The organism is Kingella kingae (assembly GCF_900475905.1).
GTDB classification, from domain to species: domain Bacteria; phylum Pseudomonadota; class Gammaproteobacteria; order Burkholderiales; family Neisseriaceae; genus Kingella; species Kingella kingae.
On record NZ_LS483426.1, the window covers coordinates 1,468,594 to 1,482,948 of the forward strand.

Annotated in this window: 15 protein-coding genes; 3 read left to right on the forward strand and 12 right to left on the reverse strand. The window is 48.8% G+C overall.

All coding sequences use genetic code 11. From position 1 onward, the window contains the following. Positions 1–27 precede the first annotated feature (27 nt). The 6 genes from DQN52_RS07860 to DQN52_RS07885 are packed head-to-tail and all read right to left on the reverse strand — an operon-like array spanning position 28 to position 3,087. Positions 28–372 (reverse strand): hypothetical protein, encoded by a 345-nt coding sequence (locus DQN52_RS07860; RefSeq protein WP_003786824.1) that lies wholly within the window; start codon positions 370–372, stop codon positions 28–30. A 26-nt stretch (positions 373–398) separates the two neighbouring features. Beyond that, positions 399–842, reverse strand: coding sequence for a transcription antitermination factor NusB (nusB, locus tag DQN52_RS07865; protein ID WP_003790367.1), 444 nt, complete (start codon positions 840–842; stop codon positions 399–401). Between the two features lie 17 nt (positions 843–859). Then, positions 860–1,327: a 6,7-dimethyl-8-ribityllumazine synthase gene (gene ribH, locus DQN52_RS07870; protein WP_003786819.1), complete on the reverse strand. Its 468-nt coding sequence runs from the start codon at positions 1,325–1,327 to the stop codon at positions 860–862. A 9-nt stretch (positions 1,328–1,336) separates the two neighbouring features. Next, positions 1,337–1,663 (reverse strand): DUF2185 domain-containing protein, encoded by a 327-nt coding sequence (locus tag DQN52_RS07875; RefSeq protein WP_003786818.1) that lies wholly within the window; start codon positions 1,661–1,663, stop codon positions 1,337–1,339. A gap of 33 nt (positions 1,664–1,696) precedes the next feature. Further along, positions 1,697–2,662 (reverse strand): asparaginase, encoded by a 966-nt coding sequence (locus tag DQN52_RS07880; protein ID WP_003786815.1) that lies wholly within the window; start codon positions 2,660–2,662, stop codon positions 1,697–1,699. Between the two features lie 14 nt (positions 2,663–2,676). Continuing rightward, on the reverse strand, positions 2,677–3,087 hold the full coding sequence (locus tag DQN52_RS07885; RefSeq protein WP_003786814.1) for a hypothetical protein: 411 nt from the start codon (positions 3,085–3,087) through the stop codon (positions 2,677–2,679). Between the two features lie 127 nt (positions 3,088–3,214). Here DQN52_RS07885 and upp point away from each other — a divergent pair, with 127 nt between their 5' ends. The 3 genes from upp (at position 3,215) to DQN52_RS07900 (ending at position 5,054) form a co-directional block, all read left to right on the forward strand. After that, entirely contained in the window at positions 3,215–3,847 is a 633-nt protein-coding gene (gene upp / locus DQN52_RS07890) for a uracil phosphoribosyltransferase (protein WP_003786812.1), read from the forward strand. Between the two features lie 82 nt (positions 3,848–3,929). Beyond that, positions 3,930–4,247, forward strand: a complete 318-nt coding sequence (locus tag DQN52_RS07895; protein ID WP_003786810.1) for a DUF2322 family protein — start codon at positions 3,930–3,932, stop codon at positions 4,245–4,247. A 12-nt stretch (positions 4,248–4,259) separates the two neighbouring features. Then, positions 4,260–5,054, forward strand: a complete 795-nt coding sequence (locus tag DQN52_RS07900) for a thymidylate synthase (protein ID WP_003786808.1) — start codon at positions 4,260–4,262, stop codon at positions 5,052–5,054. Between the two features lie 53 nt (positions 5,055–5,107). On the opposite strand, the gene DQN52_RS07905 is transcribed toward DQN52_RS07900, so the two are convergent. The 6 genes from DQN52_RS07905 to parC all read right to left on the reverse strand — a co-directional run bounded on the left by DQN52_RS07905 (position 5,108) and on the right by parC (position 14,292). Continuing rightward, the gene (locus tag DQN52_RS07905; protein WP_003786806.1) at positions 5,108–6,622 is read right to left on the reverse strand and encodes a polyamine aminopropyltransferase; all 1,515 of its coding nucleotides are present in this window, start codon (positions 6,620–6,622) and stop codon (positions 5,108–5,110) included. Positions 6,623–6,688: 66 nt separating this feature from the next. Further along, positions 6,689–7,651, reverse strand: coding sequence for a DUF58 domain-containing protein (locus DQN52_RS07910; protein ID WP_003786804.1), 963 nt, complete (start codon positions 7,649–7,651; stop codon positions 6,689–6,691). After that, a complete protein-coding gene (locus tag DQN52_RS07915) occupies positions 7,652–8,557 on the reverse strand; it encodes an AAA family ATPase (protein WP_003786802.1) in 906 nt (301 codons plus the stop codon). Between the two features lie 185 nt (positions 8,558–8,742). Beyond that, positions 8,743–10,401: a sigma-54-dependent transcriptional regulator gene (locus DQN52_RS07920; protein ID WP_003786796.1), complete on the reverse strand. Its 1,659-nt coding sequence runs from the start codon at positions 10,399–10,401 to the stop codon at positions 8,743–8,745. Further along, positions 10,398–12,005, reverse strand: coding sequence for an ATP-binding protein (locus DQN52_RS07925; RefSeq protein ID WP_003786794.1), 1,608 nt, complete (start codon positions 12,003–12,005; stop codon positions 10,398–10,400). The genes DQN52_RS07920 and DQN52_RS07925 overlap by 4 nt, the downstream gene beginning before the upstream one ends. A 13-nt stretch (positions 12,006–12,018) precedes the next feature. Beyond that, positions 12,019–14,292: a DNA topoisomerase IV subunit A gene (gene parC, locus DQN52_RS07930; protein ID WP_003786791.1), complete on the reverse strand. Its 2,274-nt coding sequence runs from the start codon at positions 14,290–14,292 to the stop codon at positions 12,019–12,021. Between the last annotated feature and the right edge of the window lie 63 nt (positions 14,293–14,355).

The window sequence follows — 14,355 nt, forward strand, 5'->3', positions numbered from 1 at the left end:
AAAGTGCAGGCTGCTTTTTTATGCGATTTACGGCTTGAGCGGATATTTGCGACTTGCTTTTGGCGGAATAGCCTGACTACGTGCCAACAACATCAAGCAGCCTGCAAAAATCATACCAAACGCAATCAACGGTTTGAGCATATAACCTTCTTCCGATACGGCATACAACACGCCGCCGATATACATCAACAACGGCGCAGACACCACCGATTGTTTGTTGATACCGTCTAGCAGCAAAGTCAAAATGCCTGTGATGACCAACACCGCCGCGATAATCACCGAAGTAGCAGGAAACCAGCCCATGCTACGCAACAACCAAATCGCACCAACCACAATCAAAAATAAAGGGAAAAACAAAGACGGCTGTTTCATGGTGATTCCTTATGCTGGGTCAAAAATTAATTTCGTTTTGGTTCATCTGGGCGCAATTCGCCAGCCAGTTTATCCAAAATGCTATTGATGAACTTGTGGCTATCTGTGCCGCCAAAAGTTTTGGTCAATTCCACCGCTTCGTTAATCACAACAGGATACGGTGTTTGTGGCATAGCTGCCAATTCGTGCGTTGCCAGCAACAAAATCGCGCGTTCAATCGGATTAACGGCATTTTCATCGCGGTCAAGATGTGGGCGAATGTGTTGCATATATTCGCGTTGATTTTGATGTGCGCCAAAAAACAATTCGGTAAACAATTCGTTATCAGCATTTTTGAAATCGCCATGTTCGCGCATATGGCTTGCCACTTCGGCAGCAATAGACTGATTCATCGCCACTTGATACAAAGCCTGCACGGCAAATTCACGCGCACGGCGGCGTGGCGATTTTTTGGTTTTGGGTTGATTCATCTTACTTTCCATACAAGTTATACATCGTATCGCGCTTGAATTTCGCGCAACAAGTTTGCCATTTCCACCGCGACCAAAGCAGCGTCTGTGGCTTTTTCTTCAATGCGAACATGGGCTTGCTCGTCATTTTCGGTTGTTAAAATCGCGTTGGCAATCGGGATATTGAAATCCAAGCCCACACGAGTTACGCCTGCGCCAGATTCGTTGGACACCAATTCAAAGTGATACGTTTCGCCACGAATCACTGCGCCAAACGCAATCAGCGCGTCAAATGCTTCGGTTGCCGCCAAGTTTTGCAACGCCAACGGCACTTCCAACGCGCCTGCTACGGTGGTCAGCGTGATGTCGCTATCTGCCACGCCCAATTCCAACAATTTAGCGTGCGCCACTTTAACCATTGCGCTGCCAATTTCATTGCTAAAACGCGCTTGAACAATGCCAATTTTTAAGCCTTTGCCTTGTGGCAAAGCAGAAATCGTATTCATATTTTGTTCCTATTCTTTGGGCTGCCAATCGGATACAGCCGTAAATTGTTCGGTGTTATCGTCCCATTCCCATGCGCCAAACGATTGTTGCATAAGTGGGGCAATTTCGGGGTTTTCGTCCAAGATTTCGCTCAATGGCAGCACTTGGAAATTATCGGGATTGTTGGCATATTCATCGCTTTCTTGTCCGCTGAATAATCGCCAACCGCTGTCGTTGGGAAAGTCGGCTTGTTCGTGATACAAAAAGCCAATCGGCTCGCCTTGGTCGCTGACTTGGCGGCTCACAATCGCCAACGATAAGGCGGCGGATAAGGCTCGTGCAAAGGGGTTGTTCATGTGATTTGGGTATCCAAAATAAAGGGGATTATATTACAGCAGTTGCCAATCGCGCAGAACCAGCTCTACTTCTTGCGCTGTCCAACGATTGTGCGCGGCGAGCATCAACAACGCGGTTGCGGTTTCCAAATTGCATTTGCCACCTTGAATCGCTCCCGATTGTCGCAGCGCATTGCCTTGCGCATACACTGCCGCCGCACAACCTTGCTGCACTTGGCTGATGTTGAGTAGCAGCTTGCCTTGTTGCGTAAACTGGGCGATGGCAGCGAGCAAATCGCTATCGTTGGGCGCGTTGCCGTGTCCGTATGACAACAAAATCGCGGCATCAGCATCAAACGTGTTGAGCGCGTACGTGGCAGCCTGCACCGAGTGAGCAGGAATCAACAACAAAGGCAACACGCGAATATTGGGATTGAATGCGCGATTTAAGTGCAGGCTGCTTTGCTGGGACGCGATAGATGGTGCAATTGATTCATCATTCCACACGCCAAAATGCGCATTAGCAAAGCCTGCATCGGTTTCGGTGCTGACTTTGCTGCTGCCCACCGCGCGAAATAAATCGCCATTAAACGCGAGCAACACTTGGCGCACGTCATCGCGCAGCAAGGCATTGACGGCGGTGAGCAGGTTTTTGGGCGCATCGCTATCGTCTGTGCCAAACGGTTTTTGCGAGCCTGTCAAAATAAGTGGTTTGTCCAATTTGCCTAACGCCAGCGCAAACAAATTAGCGGTGTAGGCAAGCGTGTCTGTGCCGTGCAAAACCAACATGCCATCGTATTGCGGCAATTTTTGTTGCACGATTTCAAGCCACTCTGCCCAATGCTGCGGCGACACGGCAGAACTATCGATGAGCGGTTCGCAAACGTGCCAATCCAAGTGCAGGCTGCTTGCGTAGGGCGCGAGCGCGGTGTGGACGATTTGCGTATCGGGGCGCAAACCGTGTTCGCTTTGCGTCATGCCGATTGTGCCACCTGTGTATAAAACAAAAATTCTTTTCATGTGCAGGCTGCTTTCTAAATTAAACCGTTGATTTTGCGATGATGATGACGTTTGTATTGCCAAATATAGCCCACCACAACAGGAATCAACGCCAAAATGCCTTTAAACCACCAAGTTGCATACCAAGGACGCGGCGGCAACAACACGCTGCCATCAGCCGCAGGCAAAACATCGCGCAGCATGAACCAATCCAGCCACGGCGTCCAACACAAAACCAACACGCCCAACAGCAACGGCACGAGCCAACGAATGCGGTCGGCTTGCCACAGCAAAAACGCAGCAATCGCCCAAACAGCATTGAAGCCCAAAATCAAAAACGTATATTTAACCGATGCGGCGGTTGCCCAACCAGCCAAAAAATACGTCAGCACCAAATACAGCAGTGCCAAGATTGCCATAATCACTTCTTCGGGTCGTTTGAACATGGTTTTGCTCCTAATCAACAAGGTGGGTCGTAGGGCGGAATATACCTGAAATTTCGGTAGCCTGCACGTTGAGAGTGGTTATATAATACGCGCCGTTTTTACTATTTAACCAGTCGGAGCAAACAAAATGGCATTACACGTTATCAACCACCCACTTGTAAAACACAAATTAACCCTAATGCGCGAAGCCGATTGCAGCACAGGCAAATTTCGCACTTTAACCAAAGAATTAGCGCGTTTGATGACTTATGAAGCCACGCGCGATTTTTGTGTGGAAGAATACGAAATTGACGGCTGGTGCGGCAAAATGACAGGCGAGCGCATCAAAGGCAAAACCGTTACCGTTGTGCCGATTTTACGCGCAGGCTTGGGTATGTTAGACGGCGTGTTGGATTTGATTCCAAGCGCGAAAATCAGCGTAGTGGGTTTGCAGCGCGATGAAGAAACCTTGCAACCCGTGTCGTATTTTGAAAAATTGGTGGACAAAATGGACGAACGTCCTGCCTTGATTATTGACCCAATGTTGGCAACTGGCGGTTCTATGGTCGCAACGATTGACTTACTCAAAAGCAAAGGCTGCAAAAACATAAAAGCGTTGGTGTTGGTGGCTGCGCCCGAAGGCGTAAAAGTCGTGAGCGATGCCCACCCCGATGTAACGATTTTTACCGCTGCGTTGGATAGTCATTTGAACGAAAATGGCTACATCATTCCAGGTTTGGGCGACGCGGGCGATAAGATTTTTGGCACGAAACACGCGTAAACATTTATCCATAAAAAGTGCAGGCTGCTTTGTAAACTAATAAAGCAGCCTGCACATCTACATCACACAAAGGATTCACATCATGGCTTTTAAAGAAAACTTGGTACAAATGCCCGACATCGCCCATTTGAGCGGCTTGGACGTTTGCGATGAAACAGGCGCAGTGTTGCACCACATTCCAGCGGTAGAAGGCAAATTGGGTAGCCTAAAATTGTATAACGCCTTGGCAGAACAATTTAACGGACAACTCAACGCCGCCGCCGCGCAACAAGGTTTGGACTGGTTTGCCGAACACGTTGCCGATGCCCAAGCCAACCGAGGCAAGCACCCGAACATTGATTTGCTATTTAAAGTGCAAAACGAAAACTTGACCTATCGCCTTAACCCCATTCGCGCATAGTGCAGGCTGCTTATGAAACCCTATCTTGACCTTATGCAGCACGTTTTGGCGCACGGCAACGACAAATCCGACCGCACAGGCACAGGCACGCGCTCGGTGTTTGGCTATCAAATGCGCTTTAATTTGGCGGACGGCTTCCCTGTTTTGACGACCAAAAAACTGCACCTAAAATCCATTATTCACGAATTGCTTTGGTTTTTGCAGGGCGATACCAATATCCGCTATCTGCAAGAAAATGGCGTCAAAATTTGGGACGAATGGGCAGACGAAAACGGTAATTTGGGGCGCGTATATGGCGCACAATGGCGTTCATGGCGCGGCGCAAACGGCGAAACGATTGACCAAATCGCCAACTTGGTAGAGCAGATCAAACGCAATCCCGACAGCCGCCGTTTAATCGTGTCGGCATGGAATCCAGCCGAAGTAGATGACATGGCATTGCCGCCTTGCCACGCGCTGTTTCAGTTTTATGTGGCAGATGGCAAATTGTCGTGCCAGCTCTATCAACGCAGCGCAGACATCTTTTTGGGCGTGCCATTCAACATCGCCAGCTATGCCTTGCTGACCATGATGTTGGCGCAAGTGTGCGGCTTGCAAGCAGGCGAATTTGTGCATACTTTGGGCGACGCGCATTTGTATCGCAATCACTTGGAGCAAGCGCAACTGCAATTAAGCCGCGAACCACGCTCGCTGCCCAAAATGCGAATCAACCCCAATGTGCAAGACATTTTTGCCTTTACATTTGACGATTTTGAATTGGTGGATTACGACCCACATCCGCATATTAAAGCCGATGTGTCGGTGTGAATAAACAAAGTGCAGGCTGCTTTTTATACTTGAAAAAGCAGCCTGCACTTTATCTATCGCATCACATTCGCCCAATCCTGTTCAAAATACGCCACCAATTTTTGGTTATTCAAATAATTTGGCTCAACTTCGCGCCGTGCCATATCGGGCGGAAAACGGAACATTTCTGCCAGCGTAGGCGTGTCCAAAAAGCGCGTTGGCACGTCAATTTGGGCAATAGGCTGCCACTGCCCTGCTCTATCTGCCAACACAAAACCCCATTCGCCAAAACTCGGCACATAGGCATGATACGGCGCGGTGCGTAGCCCTGCTGCTTCCAAAGTCGCCACCACCGACCAATACGCATTGGGCGCGAAATACGGCGATGTGGACTGCACCACGATTTTGCCACCGTCCGCCAAATGCCGCGCCACCGAACGATACATCGGCACAGAATACAATTTGCCCAACGCAAAATTGGACGGGTCGGGCAAATCAATAATAATCACGTCAAATTGCTCGCGATTGCTTTCCAGCCATTGCGCGGCATCGGCGTTCACAATGCGCGTTTTGGCGTGATTGAGTGCGTTTTGGTTGAGCGCAACCAGTTTGGCAGACGTTTGAAATGTGCGCGTCATGTCGGGGTCTAAATCCACCAAAGTAAGCTGTTGAACATTTGGGTATTTTAAGACTTCGCGTGCTGCCAAACCATCGCCGCCGCCCAAAATCAACACGCGCTGATGTTGTGCTGCCATTTGCATGGCTGGGATAACCAAGGCTTCGTGATAACGGGCTTCATCACGCGATGAAAACTGCAAATTTCCGTTAATATACAATCGTGTATCGTCTTTCCATTGTGTTACCACCAAGCGTTGATAGGGCGAATGGCTTTCGTAAACCACGGGGTCGCCAAAATAACGCTGCTCGGCTTGCAACACCCAGCGATTGGCGTAAACAAAAGCCATTGCCAACATTGCCAACACCAGCCAGCCACGCCAATGCAGCTTGGCATAGTTCGGCAACTGGACGCGAAAGGCTTTGGCGGTCAGCACGGCAACGGCGGCGTTGAGCAAGCCAAACAGCAAAGCGGAACGTGCCATGCCGAGCTTGGGCGCGAGAATCAGCGGAAACAGCAGCGACACGGCTAGTGCGCCCATGTAGTCAAAAGTGAGAACGCGCGAGACAATTTCTTTGAAATCGGCTTCTTGTTGATTGAGTACGCGCATGACAAGCGGGATTTCCATGCCGACAATCGTGCCAACCAGCAACACCAGCGCATAGAGCAAAGTGCGAAATGGTGCGGCGGCAAAGCCAAACGCGGTAAACAAAAACAATGCCGACAATCCGCCCAGCAGTCCAACCAGCAATTCAATTTCTATGAAGCGCGTGAGTGCGTCTTCGTCTTTGATGTAGCGCGTCAGGTGCGCGCCAATGCCCATGGAAAACAAATACAAACCGATGATGAACGAATACTGGAAAATGCTGTCGCCCAGCAAATAGCTCGCCAATGCCGCTATGATGAGTTCGTATGCCAAGCCGCAGCTTGCCACAACGAATACGGACAAAATAAGGGTGCGCGATAGTTTCATAATCAGACCTAGATAAGCGTGCAGGCTGCTTTTTGCGTGATTTAAAAAGCAGCCTGCATTTTTTGGTTACATCAATGCCAACGCATTCAAACATTTTTCACGCAAACCATTTTGCGGTGTGAGCGTGGTGTTTGGCAATTCCAACGTGTACGGTGCGCCCGTTTTGTCGGCTTGCAACACGCGATACGTCAGCAAACTGGCTAATTTATCAACAGGTGTACCCTGCGGATAATCGCGATACGAAATATTTTCGCTGTGTTTCGCTGGCGGCGGCTCGTCAAACACCTTGTCCATCAACTCGCCGCGTTTGGCGTACACTTTCCACGCAACGTGTTGCAAACTCGCACCATCTTGATGATTTTTCAAATAGGCAATGTCTTCGCCGTGTGCGCCAGCTTGTTGTGGCGTTTGTTCGGGGTCGCCTTCTGCCACCGTACCGAAATCATCGTGCGACAAAGGTGCGGCAAATGCCACCGCGTCCGCCTGCCATTCGACGCGACATTCTGCATGAAACAAACCAAACGGCGCAGAAGTTGCCAATTTCAACAACAATGGGCGCGGAAAATAACCACGCCGCTCAATCGGAATCGCCCAAATGCTTTCGGCAATGTGCAGGCTACTTGAAAGCTCGACGCGTTGCCAAATGGAATGTTGCGTTTCATCGTGTTCGTCCAGTTTTAGCGCGTATTCGCCACGCCACCACAGCACACGAAAACGCCCGCCGCCATGCAATCGCACCAACACATCAGCTGTTTGCCCAGCGAAAACTTCATCGGAAAACACCAATTCCGTTTGCAAACCAAGCAACTGACGGCGCGTCTGCAAAGCCGCCACGCCAATAAATCCCACCACCCAAAAGCACACCGCATACGCCACATTCACTTGATAATTGACCGCGCCCACCCAAATTGCCGCGCTCAACGCCAACAGCGAAACGCTCAATTTCGTTGGGCGCAACGCAACGTGTCGCCCCGAAATCGTGCCTTCTTGCGCCAGTTGTAACATTTCTTTTGGTTTAAATTGAAACATTTACACCGCCACTTGTCCCAAAATTTCCGCTAAAACCTTACTGCTGTTTTGTTGCTGCAACGATTGCAAACGATGATTGCCCACCGACACCCAAACCGCTTTCACGTCTTCGGGCAGCACAAAATCACGTCCTTCCAAAAATGCCCACGCTTTTGCCGCATTCGCCACCGCCAAACCTGCACGCGGACTCAAACCCAACGCAAACACCCCAGCACGGCGCGTTGCTGCCACCAAACGGTAAATATACGCCGCCACCGCTTCCGATACCGTAACTTGTTGCACTTGCGCTTGCCATTGCAACAATTTTTCAGGCGTGCCGACTGCTTCAATTTTGTGAACCAGTTGGCGGCGGTCGCCCATGTGATACAACATTTTTTCCGCTTCTTCAACAGGATAGCCCATGCTCAAACGCATCATAAAACGGTCTAATTGGCTTTCAGGCAGGGGGAATGTGCCAAGTTGTTCAGACGGATTTTGCGTTGCCACCACCAAAAACGGTTTCGGTAAACGGTGCGTTGTGCCGTCCACCGATACTTGACCTTCTTCCATTGCTTCCAGTAGCGCAGATTGTACTTTTGGCGACGCGCGGTTGATTTCGTCCGCCAACATAAATTGATTGAACACAGGGCCTGGGTGAAATTTGAACGAACCGTCAGACGGCATAAACACATTCACGCCCAACAAATCCGCAGGCAGCATGTCATTGGTAAATTGCACGCGCTGATATTTCAAACCCAACACCGCCGCCAACGAAGTCGCCAACGTGGTTTTGCCCACGCCTGGTACGTCTTCTAGCAAAACGTGTCCGCCTGCCAAAATGCTCGCAATCAGCTGTTTTAGCACGGTTTCCTTGCCCAAAATCACGGTGTTGAGTTGTTGAAACAGTGAAGTAAATTCTGCGTTCATGAAGTTTCCTTGTTGTTTTGATTGGATTGTTGGGGCACAACCCAAGCTATATCGTGCTTATTATTGCAACAAATGTGCAGGCTGCTTTTTGTGAGCATTTATGCCTACGGCATACCCTTTTATACCCAAATCAAAAATTTGGACAAAAGGGCAAAAAGCAGCCTGCACTTTAATAATCATATTGATTATTCAATATTCAAGCGTTCCAAACGATAGCGCATCGAACGGAAACTAATCCCCAGCATTTTGGCGGCTTGAGTGCGGTTGTTTTGCGTCAATCGCAGCGCGTATTGCAGGATTTGGCGTTCAATGTCGTCCAAATAATCTTGAATTTGGGTGTTACCCATTTGGAAGTTGGGCAAACCGTTTACCACTTGATGTTGGTTGCCTTCGAGCGATTCTGGGTCGATTTGGTTGAGTGGGTCTACGTTAATTTGCAAATCGTCCACATCAATCAGGCGATTGCTGCACAGGGCAACGGCGCGTTCCAAAATGTTTTCCAGTTCGCGGAAGTTGCCTGGGTAGTTGTAGCGCAACAGGGCTTCACGCGCGTCTTCGGTCATGGCAACTTCGCTATCGCCTTGATGACGGCGCAAAATGTGTTGGATTAAGCCCCACAAGTCTTCGTGCATATCGCGCAGAGCTGGCATATTCAGCGTTACCACGTTCAGGCGATAGAACAGGTCTTGGCGAAATGCGCCGCTTTCTACCAATGCAGACAGATTTTTGTGCGTGGCGGACACAATGCGGACATCAACTTTGACTTCTTGCGCATCACCAATTCGGCGCACGGCTTTTTCTTGAATGGCACGGAGTAATTTGACTTGCATGGCAAGCGGCAAATCTGCCACTTCGTCCAAGAACAATGTGCCGCCGTGTGCGTGTTGGAAAAAGCCCAAACGGTCTTGGTCTGCACCTGTGAAGCTGCCTTTTTTGTAGCCAAAAAATTCGCTTTCCATTAAATTTTCGGGAATTGCACCACAGTTTACAGCGATAAACGGTGCATCTTTGCGTGGCGATAATTCGTGTATGCTGCGCGCGGCTTGCTCTTTACCCGAACCGCTTTCGCCCGAAATATAGACAGGCACAACGGCACTGGCAAGTTTGCGAATCATCTGGCGCACGGTTTCAATTTGTTGCGATGAACCGAGCAGGCGCGGCAAATCAGCATCGCTTTGTAGGGTTACGCCACTATTTGTTGATGCAACGGCTGGTACAACATCATCGGGCGTGATGTTTTTGCTGCTGGCGTTTTTACGGCGCGTGGGAGCGCGTGCGGTTGTGCTGCGTTTGGCGGTTTGCGTGTAATCTTCGGTTAGGCTATCGGCAGCAGCTTGCCAGTCGGCACTATCGCCCCAATCACTGACGGCGGCTTCGTGGCTCAAAGCAGCCTGCACTTTGGCTGGCTCGGGTTCGGGCGTAACGGTTTTAGGTTGGCTAATCGGTGCAGGCTGCTTGCTTTCGTCTTGCACTTTAATCGCCGATTTAACCAGCGTTCGCAGTTGTGCCAACGTTATCGGTTTTTGCAGATAATCAAACGCGCCAATTTTGAGTGCTTGCACGGCTTGGTCGGCATTGCCATACGCAGTGATGACAGCAACAGGGGTATCGTTGTTTTGCGCGACAATGTGTTCTACCACGCTCAAACCCGAACCATCTGGCATACGCATATCGGTTAGCACCAGCGAATAGCGGTTGGCATCGAGCTTTTTCTTGGCAACAACCACGCCTTCTGCTGTGTCCACCGCTAGACCCATTTTCATTAAGGTCATTTCCATTAAATCGCGGATATCGGATTCATCGTCCACAATCAAAACGGGGCGATTCAAACTGTGTTTGGTCATGATAATTTCCTTGGCATAATCAGTTCAAAGGCTTTGTTTTTACCGTCGTATATTAAATCGCCTTTGTTGGCATGAGCTAATTCATGTGAAACGTATAATCCCAATCCCGTTCCTTCTGCCTGATTGGTTTGGAACGGTTCAAACAAGTGTTCCAATATTTTTGGGGCGACACCTGGCCCGTCGTCTTGAACGCGCAAATGAATGGTGTCGCCATCTGGGATAATGCTCACCACAACGCTATCGCGCTGCTTTTTGCTATGTCGCCACGCATTGTTGCACAAATTCCACACAATTTGTTGCAAATGCGCGATGTCAAATTCTGCGGTTAAGCATTCTTTGGGTAAATCCACACGCAAGCAGCCTGCACTTTCGGGGCGCGTTAATTGAAATTCTTGCATAAACCCAAACCAAAACTTGTGTAGGTCGATGGTTTGCGGATTCAAACGGTCGCGTTTATTGAGCGTGGACACGTCTTCAATCATTTTATCTACCCGAGCAATATTTTTTTCGATGATATTGGTTAAACGTGCAACCAACGGCAAATTGTTCTCGTTGTTCTCTTTAAGCAAGTCGTTGGCTTGGCGCATGGCAGACAAGGGATTGCGAATTTCGTGCGCCAAATTAGACGTGAGCAAACCCAGCGAAGTGAGTTTAACCGTTTGTGCTTCTTTTTGCCGTTCCTGCTCGGAGCGGATAAACAGCATCAATAATTCGGTGTTTTCTTGCACCAATGGCACGGCGCGAACGTGCATGGGTTGATACATCAACACACAATTGTCTTCAAATATGCGTGCAGGCTGCTTTCGCCATTTTTGAATAATTGAACCAAATGGCTCAACTGTTTTACCCACGGTTAAATAAGGGATATATTGCTGCGCTTGGTCATTAAACAGCCAAACCTGTTGTTGCGCGTCCAACACAATCACCGCTTCTTGCACACGGTTTAGCACAATATGGTTCAATCCGCTCATTCGCTCGAATGCGGTTTTGTGGCGCAAAATTCGCGCATCGGCACTGGCTAGATATTCTGCCGAAAACGAAGTCAGCAAGGGTACTAAATAACACGCCGCTATCAAAACTATTTGACTAGTCAGCAGGTTTAAGTTATCCCGCACAACAAACGATGAAAATGGTTGCAGATGCCAAAACACATCAAACGACACCAGCAGCGCGACATAGCTGCCATACAACAACGGAAAGCGACCATAACTCAGCAAACACGAAGTCGCCAAAAAAGGCAAAACCAAAATCGCAAAACCCGATTCTACACCGCCAGCCAAAAAGACCAAGGCGGCAATCATGCTGATGTCGATAACAGAGCTGATGTTGGGCAGTTTATTTTGTCCTTGCAGTTGCCACTCTGGTCGAAATAGGCTCACACCAATTAACGCGCTATACGCAATACACCAAATTTTTATCCATGCCATGTTTGTAATCAATGGCAAATAAGATTGGTTACCAGCGATACCCACCAAATTGCTCACAACGGCAATAAAAATTAGTAGAGAAAACAAAATAGCAATCCGCGCAATATTGATTAAGCCAATCATGCGGTGGATTTGTTCTTCCCAATTATGGTGTCTTCGTTCTGCTGTTTGTTGCATGAATTCTTCTCGCTTAAATGATGCGTTGCAGGCTGCCTGCAATATCCAAAATTTTGCCTTTGCGTCCGCGTTTATTGACAATATCGGAAACGTGCAATGTTTCATGCGACACACCACTGCGTTTCCCCACAATTTCCAACGTGTAATCAGGCGTATTGACCATTTTCATCAATACCAATTTATCATCGTCTTGCAAACTAATCAGCTGCAAACCGCGTCCTTTCGCCATAATCTTCATTTCGCCAATCGGAAACGCGAGTAAACGATTTTGCGCCGTCGCCAACACGATTTTGCAATCAGGGTTAATCAACGAAGACAAATACACTTTTTCAGGCAGCAACGCCACTTCGCCGCTTTCCAACATCATGATTGTTTTGCCAGCTTTCAAGCGCGAATGCAAATCTTCCAATTTACAAATAAATCCATAACCACCTGAATTGGCAAGTAAATAATGTTCATCAACCGAGCCAGCAATCATCGTCAAAACACTAGCGGCTGCCTGAATATCAATCAACGAACCCACAGGCACACCATCACCGCGCCCTTTCGGCACATCGGCAGGGTCAATCGTATAGCTGCGCCCCAACGTGTCCAACACAATCACAGGCTGCACCGTGCGCGTTTCCAAAACTTGTTGCAAATCATCGCCTTCCTTAAACGCGATTTGCGACAAATCCACATCATGCCCAGCACGAGCGCGAATCCAACCTTTTTGCGACAAAATCAGCGTAATTGGTTCATCGGCTGTGGTTTGCGTCAGCGTGGCGCGTTCGGCGGCTTCCACCAATGTGCGGCGTTCATCGCCAAATTGTTTCGCGTCTGCCTGCATTTCCTTGATAATCAATTTTTTCTTATCATTTTCATCGGCTAACAAATGTTGCAGGCTGCTTTGTTCATCGCGCAACTCATTTAATTCACTTTCTAATTTAATCCCTTCCAAACGCGCAAGCTGACGCAAACGAATTTCCAAAATGTCTTCCGCTTGAATTTCCGTCAAATTAAATTTAGCGATTAAATCCGCTTTCGGCTCGTCCGATTCGCGAATAACTTTAATAATTTCATCAATATGCAAAAACGCAATCATGCGCCCTTCCAAAATGTGAATGCGCTTTTCCACCGCGTCCAAACGGTGTTGCAAACGGCGCGTAACCGTCGCCACGCGATAATCCAGCCATTCTTGCAAAATCGTTTTCAGATTTTTTTGTGCTGGGCGATTGTCCATGCCCATCATCACAAGGTTGATAGACACATTGCCTTCCAAACTGGTTTGCGCCATCAGTGTGTTAATGAAATGTTCAGGCTCAACGCGGCTGGATTTCGGTTCAAAAACAAGGCGTACGGGGTGTTCGCTGTCGCTTTCATCGCGCACTTTTTCAATCAAATCCAACATCAATTTTTTCGTGTTCAGTTGGTCTTGATTGAGTTGTTTTTTGCCCGCTTTGGGTTTGGGATTGGTTTGCTCTTCAATTTCCGCCAAAATTTTCGCGGCAGACGTATTCGGTGGCAATTCCGACACAATCACGCGCCATTGTCCACGCGCCATTTTGTCAATCTCGTAACGCGCACGAACACGCACCGAGCCTTTGCCCGACTGGTAAATGTTTTGCAAATCTTTCGCTGATGTGATGATGTGTCCGCCTCCAGCAAAATCGGGCGCAGGGCAATATTTCATTAAATCAGCTACTTCCAAATTCGGCTTTTTCAACAACACAATCGCCGCTTGGGTTACTTCATTCAAATTGTGAGACGGAATTTCAGTCGCCATGCCCACCGCAATACCGCTTGCGCCATTCAACAAAACCATTGGCAAACGCGCTGGCAACGACACGGGTTCATCAAATGCGCCGTCATAATTCGGCACAAAATCCACCGTGCCTTGATTGATTTCAGACAGCAACAATTCCGCAATCGGGGTCAAACGCGCTTCGGTGTAACGCATTGCCGCCGCGCCGTCGCCGTCTCGTGAGCCGAAATTGCCGATGCCATCAATGAGCGGATAGCGCAATGTGAAATCTTGCGCCATGCGAACCATGGCTTCGTAGGCGGAACTGTCGCCGTGTGGGTGGTATTTACCCAAGATTTCGCCGACCACACGCGCCGATTTCACGGGTTTTGCACCGTGCGCCAAACCCATGTCTTTCATGGCAAATAAAATGCGGCGTTGCACGGGTTTTTGTCCGTCTTGCACGGCTGGTAAGGCGCGTCCTTTGACCACGCTCATGGCGTATTCTAGGTAGGCACGTTCGGCGTAATCGGCTAGGTTTAGGGTGTCGGCTGAAACAATCATTACAATATTATATGAATAGATAAAGGGGTCTATTTTAAACGAAATGCAGGCTGCTTAACAAAT

What these genes read in the sequence shown, in the direction of transcription:
- DQN52_RS07860 (WP_003786824.1), bottom strand. Translation starts at nt 372, where the DNA reads ATGAAACAGCCGTCTTTGTTTTTCCCTTTATTTTTGATTGTGGTTGGT.
- nusB (WP_003790367.1), bottom strand. Translation starts at nt 842, where the DNA reads ATGAATCAACCCAAAACCAAAAAATCGCCACGCCGCCGTGCGCGTGAA.
- ribH (WP_003786819.1), bottom strand. Translation starts at nt 1,327, where the DNA reads ATGAATACGATTTCTGCTTTGCCACAAGGCAAAGGCTTAAAAATTGGC.
- DQN52_RS07875 (WP_003786818.1), bottom strand. Translation starts at nt 1,663, where the DNA reads ATGAACAACCCCTTTGCACGAGCCTTATCCGCCGCCTTATCGTTGGCG.
- DQN52_RS07880 (WP_003786815.1), bottom strand. Translation starts at nt 2,662, where the DNA reads ATGAAAAGAATTTTTGTTTTATACACAGGTGGCACAATCGGCATGACG.
- DQN52_RS07885 (WP_003786814.1), bottom strand. Translation starts at nt 3,087, where the DNA reads ATGTTCAAACGACCCGAAGAAGTGATTATGGCAATCTTGGCACTGCTG.
- upp (WP_003786812.1), top strand. Translation starts at nt 3,215, where the DNA reads ATGGCATTACACGTTATCAACCACCCACTTGTAAAACACAAATTAACC.
- DQN52_RS07895 (WP_003786810.1), top strand. Translation starts at nt 3,930, where the DNA reads ATGGCTTTTAAAGAAAACTTGGTACAAATGCCCGACATCGCCCATTTG.
- DQN52_RS07900 (WP_003786808.1), top strand. Translation starts at nt 4,260, where the DNA reads ATGAAACCCTATCTTGACCTTATGCAGCACGTTTTGGCGCACGGCAAC.
- DQN52_RS07905 (WP_003786806.1), bottom strand. Translation starts at nt 6,622, where the DNA reads ATGAAACTATCGCGCACCCTTATTTTGTCCGTATTCGTTGTGGCAAGC.
- DQN52_RS07910 (WP_003786804.1), bottom strand. Translation starts at nt 7,651, where the DNA reads ATGTTTCAATTTAAACCAAAAGAAATGTTACAACTGGCGCAAGAAGGC.
- DQN52_RS07915 (WP_003786802.1), bottom strand. Translation starts at nt 8,557, where the DNA reads ATGAACGCAGAATTTACTTCACTGTTTCAACAACTCAACACCGTGATT.
- DQN52_RS07920 (WP_003786796.1), bottom strand. Translation starts at nt 10,401, where the DNA reads ATGACCAAACACAGTTTGAATCGCCCCGTTTTGATTGTGGACGATGAA.
- DQN52_RS07925 (WP_003786794.1), bottom strand. Translation starts at nt 12,005, where the DNA reads ATGCAACAAACAGCAGAACGAAGACACCATAATTGGGAAGAACAAATC.
- parC (WP_003786791.1), bottom strand. Translation starts at nt 14,292, where the DNA reads ATGATTGTTTCAGCCGACACCCTAAACCTAGCCGATTACGCCGAACGT.